Origin of the sequence: Tenacibaculum geojense (genome assembly GCF_042676005.1) — a bacterium.
Taxonomy (GTDB): domain Bacteria; phylum Bacteroidota; class Bacteroidia; order Flavobacteriales; family Flavobacteriaceae; genus Polaribacter; species Polaribacter geojense.
The window spans coordinates 1-14,710 of record NZ_JBHTJR010000004.1; the positions used below are offsets into that span (position 1 = coordinate 1).

Sequence of the window (14,710 nt, forward strand, 5' to 3'; positions counted from 1 at the left end):
TTAAGCTAGTATATAACTAAAAACTTTTGGCTAAATTAGCCCGATAACTGACGGGTTATACTAAGCCGTTACCCAACATTTGAAATGACATTCGAAATAGAAAAATACCAAGTTGAATTATTAAATAAATCTGACTATAATCCAGATTCGAATGACAATCTGAATAAATACTTAAAAAACTATTTGACTGAATCTGATTTCAAATTACCGACCATAATCGGAATAACAATATTGGAAAACGGAACTGAAATAAATAGTGCGATAATTGGAACTGAAGGTGCAGTAACTGAACTGCACAAAACTTCACAAATTATTGAGTCTAATCGGATTTTAATATGCTGTTGCGATTCAGTTTTTTGTTTAGACTTACCTACTCTAAATCTGAATTGGAAAACAAAAGTGGATAAAGCTACCGCATTTGAAATTTTCAAAATAGAAAATGGTTATATCATTCACGGAGAAATGGAAATAACAAGAATTAATAATGACGGAAAAATAATATGGCAAAATGGTGGGGCTGATATCTTCGTATCGCAAAATGAAAAAGATGACTTTGAAGTTAAAGACAATTTGGTAAAAGCAACTGATTGGAACAATCGAATTTACAAATGGAATTTAAACGGAGTAGAAATTGAATAAAAAACATTACACAACAAGGTGTATAATTAATTACGGCTGAATTTCCTCATCGGAAATTCAATCTTATTAATTATCTTTCCGCAACATCGGAAAATGACTCGCGTCCTTTCCCGCAAAAAATCATACACAAAACCGTTGTGGTTTATATCACAAACTGCTGTGAATAAAAATTGTAACTATATAAATTTTGAGAATCAAATATTAACATTAAATTTATAAAGTCATGAAAATGAAATCAAACAAATTACTAAAATTTGGACTAGTTCTGTTTGGACTTTCTCTGATGTTATGGAACTGTGAAAAGGAAGAAAACCAACTAAATTCTTCCATTAACAACTCAAATTTTATCTCAACTGCTGCTATTAATGAAGTACAACAATTTTTGGATGATACTAATGGCTCAAGTAAAAGAGCAAGTAACAACTTTAATTTAATTACAGATTTCGATAAATTATCTTACGCTAAAATAGAAAATAGTAATGAACTTCTCGCAATTGTTCCTGCTAATATTGAGGGTAAAAAAATGTACAGCAGAATTTTAATTACAAAAGTTAATAATTCTGTAAGAGGTGTTTTATTTAGTATGACCCAAAACTATGGAAATAGTGAGTCTAATTTTACAGGAAAGGCTTATATCTCCGATTTACAGGGAAACTTTATTAATGGATTAGTTTATGAAAATGGTATTCCCGTAAAAAATTACAACTAAAAGAAAATACTTCAGGTAGAAGTTCAAATGGAGGAGATTGTCCTGATGATTGCCCCTATATAGATTGTACATTGTGTCAATTAGATGAAGTAACCATTACTGCGACAAGACCAACGGAAGGTGCTTACGCGATAGTTCCGTTTATTTATGTTTATGATTATCATCAAGAAAATGAAGAGTTACTTGGTGATTTTGCTTGGGATTCTAATGGAGGTGGAGGTTCTAACTCTGGGAGCGGAACAAGTTGTACTGGCGATAAAGTATATAATTCTGCTACTAATTCTTGTAATTGTCCTTCTGGAACAGTTGAGAATTCGGAAAGAGAGTGTGTTGAATATATCGAGGAAGATATAAAAATATGCTTATCCAGTTTAGAATTTAGTGATGTAGGAGCAAATTGGCAAGCTGCAGGAATCAAAAATGTAAATATTCAATTTTTAACTATAGGTAGTCCAACGAAATTAGTTAATGTGTATATAAGCGAATTGTATATAGGACTCCCAAAAGAATCGCCTTTAGTAGGAGGCTATTTAACTAACCATAATGCTAGGACGGAAGGTCAAACCTTAATAACTAAAGCTGAGGGAGTAACAGACCTTTATCAATCTATTAACCCAAATTCAAATAGTGTTCAGTTAAGAGATTATTTTTACACTAAGTTACGTGAATTTACGAGAGAAAAGGGAGGTGAAATATCAACAACGGCTCCTTTGGGGTGGAATGGACAATTAAAAGAACATCAAACTTATATTGTATCAAGTGGACTCGAATGTGATTAAATTAAAGGAGAACTTGTTTAAACTTTCCTATCAACTATATCCTAAATGGATAAATGGATTAGACGCAAGATATAATAAAACTAATGAGATAATTCATCTTATATCAAAGTGTGAAGAAGGTATTAAAGAAAAAAAAGAGATCTGGGTTAATTTTATTGGATTTTTAAAAAAACTTGATTCAAATTATATTGTAATAGAAAAAACTACTTACTTTATTAATCAACCTAGTTTTGTCTTGCAATTAAAAAATATTGAGTCCAAAAAATGTTATAATATTTACATGAGTTTTTTGATACCTTTTTTTTATATTCATGAGTTTAATCTAGAAAACTCTCTACAAGAAATTAATCCTATTAGAATATCTGAATTTGACCTTCTGGATATTGCTACAATTTTAAATTGTTCAATTTTTCCGAAAGATTTACTGAATATTAAAATACCTGATATATCTTTTGAATCTATACCGATAAATTGTTTCACTATAAAAAACGCTTTTTTTAACGAAAATGATAATATATTATGAAAATAATAAGAAATATTTTAAAAACGATTATAAGCTATTTAATTGTTTCTTTTTTAATTAATTTTTTTATAAGTTTTTCATTAAATCTGGGTGGTCTTTGGGTTAATGTAAAATACTATATCCTACTAAGTGTTGGGTTTATAATTTCAGTTCTTTTAGAGAAATTTTACAATTTTAAGTTATTTTTTATTACGGTAACTTTCTTATACCTGTTATTAATATCTTTTGACTCTTTAGACAACATAAAATCGAATTCTTTAATTGTATATATTTTTGTATTGAGTGTGATTTCTTTAATTGAAAATTGGATAAAAAAACAAACCATAACAGCGTATAAACCCCATTAAAACGGGGTTTATACAAAACGTTGCCCACAAGCTAAACAAAACATCGACCAACAAAGAAAATGGCAGAATTTTTAACAACAAACGGAACTTCATATCATATTGAAAAGATAATAACTGGAGCAAAGAAAAAACTGATATTAGTTTCACCATATTTACAAATTTCAAAAACATTTTATGAAAGATTATTAGATGCATCAAAAAGAAATGTTTCAATTAAAATAATTTATGGAAAAGATGAGTTGAAACCTAATGAGAAAAACTCACTTGCTGAATTAAAAAATTTGGAATTACTATACTTTGAGAATTTACACGCCAAATGTTATTTTAATGAACAAGAAATGGTTATCACATCGATGAATATGTATGAGTTTTCGGAAAAAAACAATCGTGAAATGGGAGTTTATGTAACTCGAAATAATGACAAAAATTTATTTGAGAATGCTGTAAATGAAACTCTTTCAATTATTCAATCATCAGAAATAATTCAATTATCAAAAACAAAAAGAAAGTTATTCCAGCCTAAAAACAAAACATCAAACGGAACGAATAAAAAAGCGAAACCTAAACGTGGTTACTGTATAAGGTGTAAAGAACGTATTGAGTATGATGTTGAAAAACCTTATTGTTGGGATTGTTTTGCCACCTGGTCTCAATTTGAAAATACTGAATATGAAGAAAACGTTTGTCATAGTTGTGGAGAGTTTGAATCAACATCAATGATTAAACCTGAATGTTACGACTGTTATAAAGAAAATAAATAAAGCCAGTGGGCAACAACGTGTATAATTCATTGCTTCTGATTTTCCTTTCGGAAAATCCTCGCGCTGAATTATTACCTTTGTTTTTTTACTAAATTAGTTGCTGAAACACGCAACGAAGCCATACACCTAACCGTTGTGCCTAATTAGAAAAAATGGAATTTGACGAAAAATTTTGGGAGTTTAATAATAGAGCTACGATTCATTTTGATATAATTCATCGTCTAGGAAGTCTATTATTGATGTACACTGCTACTAAAGACAAAATAGATGTCTTTCATACTGAAATTCAATGGTATGACAAAGATGATAATCATAGAGGTAATAAAGACAGAATGAAGGAAACTAGCCGAATGTTAAGTGGTTATCGACAGAAGCTAAATGAACTTATAATAATCGGAATAGCTAAATCATTAGAAGATACTCTTTACGATATGAAGGAGAAATTAAATAATGATATCAATTTCTGGAAAGATTGTGAAGATTTTATGTATTATAATGAAATGAAAAAATTGAGAAATTTAAATAACTATATAAAACATAGTAAGGGAATTATTAAAAGAGGACATCCATCAAATGATTATTTAATTGACAATGCTGGCTTTACAGAAAATTCAAAAATTGACAATCTTAACTTAAATTTAGAAAAGTATATAATGCAATCTTTTCTTTTTCAAATGGAGATATTTTGGAATAAGGACCTTAGAGATAATCCATACACAGGTATTAAAGATGATGAAAAAAGTATTAGGAAAATATTAATACCTGAATTTATTGAAACAAATAACTAGGCACAACAATGGCTATAATTAATACGGGTTTTGGTGTTTAATCCAAAGTTTAGTGTATTTTTATAAGGTCGTCAAATCATTTTGATTTGACTTTTGAATAAGAAAAAATAAAAGCAAACAAAATGCTTCGTCTTTGTGCTAAATTGGAAAGCCTTCGCTTCCCTATTCCCGCACTAATCATAGCCGAAGCCGTTAGGCAATAATAGATGGAAGTAAAAATATCAAATGGACAGAACATAATTCAATTGTTTTTTGATGAGTTCGCAAGCTGTTTAGTGATTGAAGGAACAGCACTAATCGTTAATTGGCCTGATTGTGCTGGTAGCGTAGGAGAATATTTTGCTTTATCCGACTTTTCTTCTGATAAACGAAAAACATTAACCGATAGATTAAATCAAGTTTTGATTGATGGAACTGAAGAGCAAGTATTTGATTCTGTTAAGAAATTTCTTGAACTATTTTCCAGTGGAACATACAAAATACACTTAGGTATAATGAAACTTGATGTCTGCAATTTCATGTACGAGGGGCAAGTGAAATATTCAGAGAACGTACCAATGAACAAAAGATTTTCAGGTGCTTTTTACCCATACCCCTATGATAAATCAAACATATTTTTTACTACTCCGAATGAATCAATAGACAAGGAAAGGGTAGATTACTACAAAAAGCTAATCCAAAATGGTTTACGACCAAAAACAATTACCTATGAATTATACAGTCCAATAAATGCTGACTTTACAGCTTGTTATTTATTAGATGGTCATCACAAGACAAAAGCTTATATCGAATTGGGAATAGACATCCCTAATATTTCGATTACAAAAACAGAAGAAGTAAATGGACAAACGCAGAGTATTTTACACGCAAGTGCTCCAACGCTGAAAGATTTTGAATTTCAACATTTCTTCATAGAAAATGATGAGAATTTAGAGAATGTAGACTTTATAAATGATTCCTTCCTAACAGCTAAACTTGATGAAATTTTAAGCAAAAAAAGCAAACTAGGTATTGGCATAATCAAACTTTTTCTGAAATTGGATAAATCACAAAATGAAAAAAGTTTGAATTGGCTAATTGAAAGACTAAAAATACTATCAAAGAACCAGACTATGGGCAATGGACTTATATTAAGGTATTTCGGATTTAACGAAAGTCTAAATTGTGATTGCTGGACTTATGATGAAATAAATGACGTAAAAGATTATAACAACTGGATAAATAAAACATTGCCTAACAATGGGTATAATGCATAGCTATCCTGCGGGATAGCTACGACATCATACCCGAAACGTTAGGTTCAATTACAAAAAATGGGATTCGATAAAGAAATAAATCTTTTTGAACTGACTGAAAGAGTGGTCAATAAATTTCGTTCTGAAAGTGAACTGGAATTATCTGGCTATGAGTTTGAATTTAAAATTAAACGAGATTGGTATTGTCCTATAAACCGAATAAATATCAACTTATTTATTTTTGGTGAGGATTACGCTCAAACTGTTTATGATGAGAAGTATAACACTCTTGACAAAGTAATTGATTTATTATTTGTCCATTTACGTGACGATGCTGGATTCGATAATCTAAAAGATGGATTAATTATGGCTAATCGTCATAAAATAGAAGCACGAACTGAAAAACTAACTGAACGAATAGACTTACTTTCAAAGCAATTACTAATATCAAATGGTTTAAAGTTAATGTGGACGAAAATATCCATATGATTCGTTTTATAAAAACGGATTTCCAATTATTCAGTATCAAGTATATACTCCAGAAGATGAAATAAAGCTATATTTTGACCTTGATTTTAACTTAAGAGGATTTCAGGAGGATGAAATTTTTAATACCGTTAGCAAAGAAATTAAAAAGCACCTAACAATGTATAAGGAAACATAGGGCTTTTATGCTTAATCGAAAGGTCTGTGATTATTTATCAAGTCGCCAAATATAAAATTTGGCGTTTATGAGAAAAAGGATAAAAGCAAAATATTTATATTTGGCTTAGTACCAATACAAAACGTATGGCTTTTCAACTACCCTACGTTTCTTATACTAACCGTTACCAGTAATAAAAAAAATGAACTTTAAATATTATCAATATAGAATCGGAGATGCCAAACTTTGTGGAGGTGAAATGCACGCAAGTTTACACGAGATAATATTTGATAAAGAATTTAGTGATAACGAGAACGAATTCGCAAATCAATTAAAAGATTTTTTACAAAACTCGAAAAGACAACCGAAAATCCTTAATAGACATTTAGAAAGAGGAATTAATTCATCAGATGAAGAAAGAATGTGTTTAATTGATTATCCAGACTTTCCTCTAAAACCTTTTGAACCAAGTTATTTCAATTCAAAACATTTAGAATTAGGATTATCAGGCGGAAATATTGGTTGGTATAAACCTGAAAGTTTAAATGAAGAATACTACTTCTTTTATGAGACAAACCACCCTTTCTCTCAATGGCATAAATCTGAATTCAAAATTGACAATTTGACTTTCAATAGTGCTGAACAATATATGATGTTCAGAAAAGCCGAATTATTTAATGATAACGAAATAGCTGATAAAATAATGTCAACTAGTAACGTTAGAGAGCAAAAGAAACTTGGAAGACAAGTAAAAGGATTTGACATTGAAATCTGGAATAGAAACGCATTAGACATAGTTTATAAAGGCAATAAGGCAAAGTTTGAACAGAACTCCGAACATTTAAAGTTATTAATATCAACAAAAGGAAAAACAATAGTTGAAGCTAGTCCATATGATAAAATTTGGGGAATCGGATTAGACTCTGACAATGAAGACTCTTATAATCCTTTAAAATGGAAAGGAACTAATTGGTTAGGTATTGTACTGACTGAATTGAGACAGAATTTAATGAAAAACAACTTTGCAAACGGATATTGGCAACAAGAAGATTATACAACAAATAAGCAAAAATAACTACTGGTAACAATGGCTATAATTAATACGGGTTTGGTGTTTAATCAAAAGTTTAGTGTATTTTTATAATGTCGTCAAATCATTTAGATTTGACTTTTGAATAAGAAAAAATAAAAGCAAACTAAATGCTTCGTCTTAGTGCTAAATCGTGAAGCTACCGCTTCCCTATTCCCGCACTAATCATAACCGAAGCCGTTGGCAATAATATAACAGAACGGAAATGAAACGAATACATTTTGACCATTTAGGGAAAGGAAATTATTGGATTATACTGATAATCTTATCATTGATTTTTATAGTAATCGGAATAGCTGAGCCAATTGAATTTGAAAATGAAAAAATCTATAAATATATAAGTGCGACTGGATTTTTATTACAAGCTATATATTTCAGTAAACTCTTTTGGTGTAAAAATACTGTGCAATGGAATAACAAAGGAATCGTAATTCGAATCAAATCATTTCTTGGGAAATTATTACGATTTGACGAAATCAAAGCGACTGAACTGAATAGAAAAATCTTGACTTTGACAAAATATGACGGAAAAATAATTACGCTTGACTTAAATGAGTTTGCAGAATCTGACACTCAAAAACTGAATGAAATAATGATTGAAAATACTATTGCCAACAACGTGTATAATTAATTGAGGCGGAATTTCCTCGCCGGAAATTCAATCTTATTAATTATCTTTCTAAATCAACGGAAAACGACTCGCGTACTTTTCCCGCAAAAACCATACACAAATACGTTACCACACATTGAGAAAAACATATTTCATATTGATAATTTTAGTTTTGAATTCATTCATTTCGTTTGCCCAAAACCGAATTGAATTAATTCCGAATGATTGCAATCAAGAAAATGGTTTTACAATGTTTTTATTGGATAGAGTTAACCCAAAAATTCTGACTGAACAAAAATTTGACCAAGAAGAAAAATACTGGAAAAATCAAAAAAAAATTATAATCAACAATTCAGACATTTTAAAAATTGAATACACTAACATTTTCGGACAGATAATTGACACAACATTTACAAACGCAAAGAAACTGAATGAAGTCAAAATCTGTGTGAATAAATACAAAGATTACGAAAAGAAATCTCTGATAAAGGAATCAATTCGAAAAAATGAAAGTTGGATTTTAAATTCAACTTGGGGGCATCAAACCTTTGAATCTGACAAACTGATTTTTAAACCTAAAAATGGATTCTTAAAATTTAAGTATTACAAAAACGGAAAAATAATAAAACGTGGTAAAATAAAAATAACAGAATCAATAATCTACAGAATAGCTCTCTTTGAACGCAAACTGACTTTAATGCAAAATGCTGACAATTCTTGTAATTTTGGAGTGAGTTATAATCTTGAAAACGGAACTGAAAAAATAAGATTTCAAGATGACAGTTGTTCTGGATTTTCGAATGAACAATTACTAACTGAATTAAAAATAATGGAATAAAAAACATGTGGTAACACTGTATAAACTTTATTGCTGCTATATTTTTCCTTCGGAAAAATACGCAGGCACAAAGTTGTTTAATAAATTGCTTACTTTTAGCATAACAAAAACGCAACAAAGCTTATACTAAAACGTTGTACAACATTGGCAAAATGAAAATTGAAAAAGGGTTTATAATATTATTTTTTTTTAGGGAATGTTTCGTCTTTTTCTCAAGTTCTTGATACAATAAAAGGAAAGTTATTTTATTAAAAAGAATTCTATAAAAACTTCAATTATTTGAGTGTAAAAGAAAGCTCATCCAATACTTATGTAAGACTTAATGAAAGTGGAGAGTTTAAATTAGTTCCTGAAGAACCTAAGAAAGAATATGAATTGACACTCTATTATTTGGACAATGTATTTAAGAAATTTCATATAAAAATGAATGGATTAAAAGAACTCGATTTAAATGAATTTCATTAGCCGAAAATTGTAATTCTAATAAAAAAACTGCGTATTCTGATTTTAAGAATAAAAAATTGAAACTCTATGTTTCAGAGGAGAATAAAAACGACAAAAAATTAGAAATCCAGAATATTAAAAAAGAATATTCTTTAGAATACATTTACTTTAAAGAAATAAAATTATTTGACTGTTATTTAGAATATAATAATCAAATTTTAAAGATTTTGACTCTTAAGTACGGACGTGAAATTTTGAATAGAATAGATAAAGATGTAATTGGATTAGAATAAAAAAACGTTGTACAACATTAGCTAAAAAACATTGCTCACGGATTTTCCCGTTGGGAAAATACTGCTAATGACCAAGTGTTTAAGTATATTTATAAACTAAACGCTAAAACCAACGCAACGATTCCTTAGCTGAGACCGTTGTTTTTAATACGTAAGGACAATACTCAGACATGGAAAACTTGAATGAATTAGCTCCTTCTCTACTTTTTCTTATCAAAGAATTACGATTGATTTTCTAACTGTGAAAACAGAATTAATTCCCTTTGAAAACAGACAAAATAATCACTAAAAAGATTGACTTAATCTTGAAAACAGATTTGAAACGAAAGACTGAATATTCAAAACTGTGAAAACAGAATTTACTCAATAAATGAAAAAATCAGCATTGAAAACACGACTAAATAAGGATTGAATATATTTTGTACTATAATTTGAAATATACTCTAAAACAAAATTAATTACGTTCTGATTTTTAGAAAAACCTGTATCATGTCGGCTTACAAAAAATAACAATGGCTAAAAAACATTGCTCATATTTTTCTTGCAGGAAAATACTCGGATAAATCCAATCTTTTGTTATATTTATAGTCAAACACCTAAAATCGTAACGATTTATTAGCGTAAACGTTATACACAATACGAAAAATGAAAATCGGAACTAAAATATTAATCCTATTTCTGACCCTGAATTTGCTTTATTGCAAAAGTTCAGCACTAGAAACTGAAACAAAAAAACCTATTTCCGAATTTGACTTCTCAACTATTGAAAAGTTCAGAGAAACGAAACTTAAAGGTCAAATAATAAACGATTATGATAGTATTTTCAGTCCCTTAGAGATGAAAGAACTTTCAGATATTATTTATGACTATAACATTGAAACAACTCGACAAATAGTTGTTGTGACAATTGACAGTATTTTACCTTATTCCAATATTCAAAAATTTGCGACTGACTTAAGTAATTATTGGGGAGTTGGAAACGCTGAAAAAAATAATGGACTGACAATTGTTATGTGCAATCCTTGTAGAAAAATCGGAATTGCAAATGGAAATGGAACTGAACTGATTTTGACAAACGAAATCTGTAAAAAAGTAATTGACCAAACAATAATTCCTGAATTTAAAAACGGTAATTTCTATGTCGGAATTAAAAAAGGAGTGGTTGAATTAATAGAAAAATGGAAATAAAAAGTACTGTGTACAATAATGTATAACCGCAATTACGGCGGATTCGACTACGTCCGAATCCACTCGGAATTGCTTAAGCTAGTAAATAACTAAAAACTTTTGGATAAATTAGCCCGATAACTGACGGGTTATACGAAGCCGTTAGCTGTAATTATCACACCTAATAAAACAACAACAAAGAATGAATAAATTTTTATTAGTACTCTTCATCGCGACAATGGTAATATCCTGTAGTGATAGGAATTCTAAAAACAAAACAATAGATAGTTCTCACAACCCAAAAGAAACAATTACTGATAAAGAAATAATAGAGTTAAAATCATTTGAAATAAAAGAAACAGAAGTTCATTCTATCAAATCAACATTAAATCAAAAATCTTACGAGCTATACATTAAGCTACCAAAATCATATTCAAACTCGAATAAACAATACCCTATATTGATTTTAACTGATTCAGACTATTCCTTCCCAATAGTGACTAGTATAACAAGACGATTAAACGTAGAAGAATTTATCACAGTGGGAATCTCCTATTCCAAAGATGATAAGCCAACTGTTAGCAGGACAAGGGACTATACACCGACCTATTCTCCTAATGAATTGAGAGGACACTCAAAAGAATCAAAGTTGGCTTCTGGAAAAGCTGATGATTTTATATCATTTATAAAAAATGATATGTTTCCATTTTTAGAAGAGACTTATAGAATAGATAATTCCAAAAAAGTATTTGCTGGACACTCTTTTGGTGGATTATTAGCGAGTTATATGCTGGTTACAACACCATATTTATTTGAATATTATTTAGCCGGAAGTCCCTCTTTATGGTATGACAATTATTGCTTAAACGGATTCGAAGAGGTGTACTATAAATCCCATAAGAATATGAAAGCTAATGTTTTTTTGTGTATCGGAAAAAAGGAAGAAAAGATGAAATCAAATATGGTTGCTGAAATGCTAGCTTTTGAGAAAAGGTTATTGTCTAGAAATTATTTAGGTTTAAATATCCAATCTATTATTATTCCTGATGAAGACCATCATTCTGTTTATCCTAGTTTTATAACAAAGGGAATTATATACGCTTTTGGAAAGAAAAAAACAGCTAACAAAAAATAAACGCCATTGAAACGGACGTTTATTCAAATCGTTATAGGTAATGCTGAAAAAGATAATTTACATATCATTAATTTTGACTTTGACATTAAGTTGTGGAAGTTCCAAGTTCAACGTAAATCACGGAGTTGTTCTCGAACCACTTTCTGAAGAGGTAAAAAGAGAAATGAAAATTCTTGATTTAGAAAAAAGTACAGGAGTGATATTTCCGAAAGAATATGTAGCTGGATTCAATAAAGGTAGATTATCAAACAGGTTTACACAGGCTGAAAATGAAATCATAGAAGCGGAAATTGAAATAAATAAGCAGTATTTGGATTCCGACAAAAGGTTTGCATACAATCAAAATTTTGTAAGATTTAAAGTCGACCCAGAATGGACTCTTGAAGAAAGACAAAAGGATTTCCAGAACCTAATGAAATGGAATAAAAAAGAAGCAAAAAAGAGCATAAAATTTGACCGACAATATTTAGGGTTTATTGAAAACGGACAAAAAATATTAGTAATTCAATTTATTGATTTTAGTCAAGACTCTTATGTATTAAAAGACCAATTGACAGAAAGCTGGATTGGAGGTTGGCACGCTTGGTTTGAAACAAATGTTAGGCTGAAAGAATATAATATGGTAACAAAAAAACTAAATAGTTTTGGATGGCCACAATTATAAAAGCACTACCTACAACGGTTACGTATAACCGTCAGTTGCGGGTTAAATAAGTTATTATTTTCTTTTGTTCACTAGTGTTAGCAATTCCGAGTGGATTCGGACGTAGTCGAATCCGCCGTAATTGCGGTTATACATTGTTGGCAACTGGTTTTTATTTTTTCTCATACAAAAATCTTTCTCCAGAATCTGGGTCTCCAATAAAATTCCAAATAATTATTTCGTCATTTTGTAAATATAAATCGTAGGAAGTTAACATTCCGTTTTCATATAGATTACTGTTGTTAAAACTCATATTCAAAACCCATTTTTTTTTCCTTTAAAATCTTTTCCAATTTTCCACGTTCCATTTGTGTTTACGAAACGTTCATTTGTTTGGTCAAATACATTTATGTAATTCGGTAAGTTTGTTATTTCAAAGGTTCCATTTTCCTTTAGATTCAGTTCGATTTTTTTCTTTTCATAACCTTTCTCCTCATTTAATTCGTAACTGAATTTATCTACTTCCCAAATACCAATCATTTTAGAATGAGTTGGTTTTTCGGTCAGGTTTTTAGTTGTAATTCCGTTTACAGGACTTACATTAAAATATCTGCAACTTGTTAAAGTCAAAACAATAAGTAGGTAAAAAATTCTTTTCATTTCCGATTTTTCAATTCGTGTTCTGCTTTGGTCAACTTGCTGCCAACAATGTATAACCGCAATTACGGCGGATTCGAACGTAGTTGAATCCACTAAGAATTGCTTAAACTAGAATATAACTGAAAACTTTTGGCTAAATTAGCCCGATAACTGAAGAGTTATACGAAGCCGTTAATACATAAGGACAATACTCAGACATGGAAAACTTGAATAAATTAGCTCCTTCTCTACTTTTTCTTATCAAAGAATTACGATTGATTTTCTAACTGTGAAAACAGAATTAATTCCCTTTGAAAACAGAATTTACTCAATAAATGAAAAAAACACCATTGAAAACACGACTAAATAATGATTGAATATATTTTGTACTATAATTTGAAAGATTGACTAAAACGAAATTAATTACGATCTGATTTTAGAAAAACGTGTATCATGTCGGCGTACAAAAAATAACAATGGCAAAAAACATTGCTCATATTTTCCTTGCAGGAAAATACTCGGATAACTCCAATCTTTTGTTATATTTACAGTCAAACACCTAAAATCGCAACGATTTATTAGCGTAAACGTTAGCAAAAATTATGAAAAAAAAACTGTTTTTCTTTTTATTAATCTTAAATTTAAGTTTGTTTAGTCAAACTCAAAAAGCTGATTTAATTTTTATTGATGGAGATACAATTCAAGGGTTAGGTTTAATTACAAAAAATAATAAAATTAAATTTAAACTATCTTATGTAGACAAAGCTGAAAAATGGGATTTTAGAATAATTAAAGGTATAACTTTTTATGGTTTTAAAGAAGTTAGAGAATTTGAATATATTAAAGTAAATAAAAAGCAAAAGCCTCTTTTATTAGAAGTTAAATATAGAGGGAAAGTAAATATTTATGAAGATCAATTCTATACTTATGATAATATGTTTGGGAATGATAATTTCATGAAAACTTTACGTGAAAATAAAACGACTTATTTAAAACGAGATAATGAAGAATTAGCTAGAAGCTTTTTGGGTTTCAATTTTCGAAAAAATGCAAAAGAATACTTCAAAGATTGTCCCGAAGTTGTTGATATTTTTAATACTAAAGAATATAAAAAATATACTATAGAAGAAATTGCGTTAGAATACAATATTTTTTGCTCTGAATAAAATAACTTTTGCTAACAATATATAACCACAATTACGGCGGATTCGACTTCGTCCGAATCCACTCGGTAATTACTAACGCTAGTTATTAAACAAAATACGTAACTTTAATCCCGTAACAACAGTTATACAAATACGTTAGCCACAATATGAAAAAAATACTCAAATGATAAAAAACATGACATATAAATTAGACATTCTTCTAATATTTTTCTTTTTATCTTCTTGTGTTTCTAATAGTCAATATTCAAAAGAAGAGATAAA

19 protein-coding genes are annotated in these 14,710 nt (G+C 29.3%); 16 read left to right on the forward strand and 3 right to left on the reverse strand.

All coding sequences use genetic code 11. The features are described 5' to 3' along the window. Nucleotides 1-84: 84 nt before the first annotated feature. The 3 genes from ACFQ1U_RS00295 (at nt 85) to ACFQ1U_RS00305 (ending at nt 2,127) form a co-directional block, all read left to right on the forward strand. Complete coding sequence (locus ACFQ1U_RS00295; protein ID WP_386104123.1) at nt 85-639, forward strand: hypothetical protein; 555 nt, start codon at nt 85-87, stop codon at nt 637-639. A 229-nt stretch (nt 640-868) separates the two neighbouring features. Next, a complete protein-coding gene (locus ACFQ1U_RS00300; RefSeq protein WP_386104125.1) occupies nt 869-1,348 on the forward strand; it encodes a hypothetical protein in 480 nt (159 codons plus the stop codon). A 71-nt stretch (nt 1,349-1,419) separates the two neighbouring features. After that, entirely contained in the window at nt 1,420-2,127 is a 708-nt protein-coding gene (locus ACFQ1U_RS00305) for a hypothetical protein (RefSeq protein ID WP_386104127.1), read from the forward strand. A 309-nt stretch (nt 2,128-2,436) separates the two neighbouring features. Here ACFQ1U_RS00305 and ACFQ1U_RS00310 read toward each other — a convergent pair whose 3' ends face one another. Beyond that, nucleotides 2,437-2,607 carry a hypothetical protein gene (locus ACFQ1U_RS00310; protein ID WP_386104129.1) on the reverse strand — a complete coding sequence of 57 codons (171 nt, stop codon included), beginning with the start codon at nt 2,605-2,607 and terminating at the stop codon, nt 2,437-2,439. A 449-nt stretch (nt 2,608-3,056) separates the two neighbouring features. Between ACFQ1U_RS00310 and ACFQ1U_RS00315 the strand changes: the two genes are divergently transcribed. The 12 genes from ACFQ1U_RS00315 to ACFQ1U_RS00365 all read left to right on the forward strand — a co-directional run bounded on the left by ACFQ1U_RS00315 (nt 3,057) and on the right by ACFQ1U_RS00365 (nt 12,665). Continuing rightward, complete coding sequence (locus ACFQ1U_RS00315; protein ID WP_386104131.1) at nt 3,057-3,758, forward strand: phospholipase D family protein; 702 nt, start codon at nt 3,057-3,059, stop codon at nt 3,756-3,758. A gap of 239 nt (nt 3,759-3,997) precedes the next feature. Next, nucleotides 3,998-4,546, forward strand: a complete 549-nt coding sequence (locus ACFQ1U_RS00320) for a hypothetical protein (RefSeq protein WP_386104133.1) — start codon at nt 3,998-4,000, stop codon at nt 4,544-4,546. A gap of 206 nt (nt 4,547-4,752) precedes the next feature. After that, nucleotides 4,753-5,802, forward strand: coding sequence for a hypothetical protein (locus ACFQ1U_RS00325; RefSeq protein WP_386104135.1), 1,050 nt, complete (start codon nt 4,753-4,755; stop codon nt 5,800-5,802). Between the two features lie 57 nt (nt 5,803-5,859). Further along, nucleotides 5,860-6,270 carry a hypothetical protein gene (locus ACFQ1U_RS00330; protein WP_386104137.1) on the forward strand — a complete coding sequence of 137 codons (411 nt, stop codon included), beginning with the start codon at nt 5,860-5,862 and terminating at the stop codon, nt 6,268-6,270. 356 nt (nt 6,271-6,626) lie between these two features. Continuing rightward, nucleotides 6,627-7,499, forward strand: coding sequence for an NADAR family protein (locus ACFQ1U_RS00335; RefSeq protein WP_386104139.1), 873 nt, complete (start codon nt 6,627-6,629; stop codon nt 7,497-7,499). Between the two features lie 220 nt (nt 7,500-7,719). After that, entirely contained in the window at nt 7,720-8,145 is a 426-nt protein-coding gene (locus ACFQ1U_RS00340; protein ID WP_386104141.1) for a hypothetical protein, read from the forward strand. A gap of 136 nt (nt 8,146-8,281) precedes the next feature. Then, nucleotides 8,282-8,962 carry a hypothetical protein gene (locus ACFQ1U_RS00345; protein WP_386104143.1) on the forward strand — a complete coding sequence of 227 codons (681 nt, stop codon included), beginning with the start codon at nt 8,282-8,284 and terminating at the stop codon, nt 8,960-8,962. A gap of 279 nt (nt 8,963-9,241) precedes the next feature. Beyond that, nucleotides 9,242-9,427, forward strand: a complete 186-nt coding sequence (locus ACFQ1U_RS00350) for a hypothetical protein (RefSeq protein WP_386104145.1) — start codon at nt 9,242-9,244, stop codon at nt 9,425-9,427. Continuing rightward, entirely contained in the window at nt 9,418-9,699 is a 282-nt protein-coding gene (locus ACFQ1U_RS13720) for an FEKKY domain-containing protein (RefSeq protein ID WP_449343020.1), read from the forward strand. Before ACFQ1U_RS00350 ends, ACFQ1U_RS13720 begins: the two co-directional genes overlap by 10 nt. A 645-nt stretch (nt 9,700-10,344) precedes the next feature. After that, a complete protein-coding gene (locus ACFQ1U_RS00355) occupies nt 10,345-10,887 on the forward strand; it encodes a TPM domain-containing protein (RefSeq protein WP_386104147.1) in 543 nt (180 codons plus the stop codon). Between the two features lie 217 nt (nt 10,888-11,104). Further along, complete coding sequence (locus tag ACFQ1U_RS00360; RefSeq protein ID WP_386104149.1) at nt 11,105-12,001, forward strand: alpha/beta hydrolase; 897 nt, start codon at nt 11,105-11,107, stop codon at nt 11,999-12,001. A gap of 40 nt (nt 12,002-12,041) precedes the next feature. After that, a complete protein-coding gene (locus ACFQ1U_RS00365; RefSeq protein WP_386104151.1) occupies nt 12,042-12,665 on the forward strand; it encodes a hypothetical protein in 624 nt (207 codons plus the stop codon). A 151-nt stretch (nt 12,666-12,816) separates the two neighbouring features. On the opposite strand, the gene ACFQ1U_RS00370 is transcribed toward ACFQ1U_RS00365, so the two are convergent. Together ACFQ1U_RS00370 and ACFQ1U_RS00375 are read right to left on the reverse strand one after the other, a co-directional pair. Further along, entirely contained in the window at nt 12,817-12,957 is a 141-nt protein-coding gene (locus tag ACFQ1U_RS00370; RefSeq protein WP_386104153.1) for a hypothetical protein, read from the reverse strand. 2 nt (nt 12,958-12,959) lie between these two features. Then, on the reverse strand, nt 12,960-13,304 hold the full coding sequence (locus tag ACFQ1U_RS00375) for a hypothetical protein (protein WP_386104155.1): 345 nt from the start codon (nt 13,302-13,304) through the stop codon (nt 12,960-12,962). A 581-nt stretch (nt 13,305-13,885) separates the two neighbouring features. On the opposite strand from ACFQ1U_RS00375, the gene ACFQ1U_RS00380 reads away from it, so the two are divergent. Beyond that, on the forward strand, nt 13,886-14,449 hold the full coding sequence (locus ACFQ1U_RS00380) for a hypothetical protein (protein ID WP_386104157.1): 564 nt from the start codon (nt 13,886-13,888) through the stop codon (nt 14,447-14,449). Nucleotides 14,450-14,710: the final 261 nt, after the last annotated feature.

Coding starts and splice junctions, on each gene's coding strand:
- ACFQ1U_RS00295 (WP_386104123.1), top strand. CDS start 85: ATGACATTCGAAATAGAAAAATACCAAGTTGAATTATTAAATAAATCT.
- ACFQ1U_RS00300 (WP_386104125.1), top strand. CDS start 869: ATGAAATCAAACAAATTACTAAAATTTGGACTAGTTCTGTTTGGACTT.
- ACFQ1U_RS00315 (WP_386104131.1), top strand. CDS start 3,057: ATGGCAGAATTTTTAACAACAAACGGAACTTCATATCATATTGAAAAG.
- ACFQ1U_RS00320 (WP_386104133.1), top strand. CDS start 3,998: ATGTACACTGCTACTAAAGACAAAATAGATGTCTTTCATACTGAAATT.
- ACFQ1U_RS00325 (WP_386104135.1), top strand. CDS start 4,753: ATGGAAGTAAAAATATCAAATGGACAGAACATAATTCAATTGTTTTTT.
- ACFQ1U_RS00330 (WP_386104137.1), top strand. CDS start 5,860: ATGGGATTCGATAAAGAAATAAATCTTTTTGAACTGACTGAAAGAGTG.
- ACFQ1U_RS00335 (WP_386104139.1), top strand. CDS start 6,627: ATGAACTTTAAATATTATCAATATAGAATCGGAGATGCCAAACTTTGT.
- ACFQ1U_RS00340 (WP_386104141.1), top strand. CDS start 7,720: ATGAAACGAATACATTTTGACCATTTAGGGAAAGGAAATTATTGGATT.
- ACFQ1U_RS00355 (WP_386104147.1), top strand. CDS start 10,345: ATGAAAATCGGAACTAAAATATTAATCCTATTTCTGACCCTGAATTTG.
- ACFQ1U_RS00360 (WP_386104149.1), top strand. CDS start 11,105: ATGGTAATATCCTGTAGTGATAGGAATTCTAAAAACAAAACAATAGAT.
- ACFQ1U_RS00365 (WP_386104151.1), top strand. CDS start 12,042: ATGCTGAAAAAGATAATTTACATATCATTAATTTTGACTTTGACATTA.
- ACFQ1U_RS00370 (WP_386104153.1), bottom strand. CDS start 12,957: ATGAGTTTTAACAACAGTAATCTATATGAAAACGGAATGTTAACTTCC.
- ACFQ1U_RS00375 (WP_386104155.1), bottom strand. CDS start 13,304: ATGAAAAGAATTTTTTACCTACTTATTGTTTTGACTTTAACAAGTTGC.
- ACFQ1U_RS00380 (WP_386104157.1), top strand. CDS start 13,886: ATGAAAAAAAAACTGTTTTTCTTTTTATTAATCTTAAATTTAAGTTTG.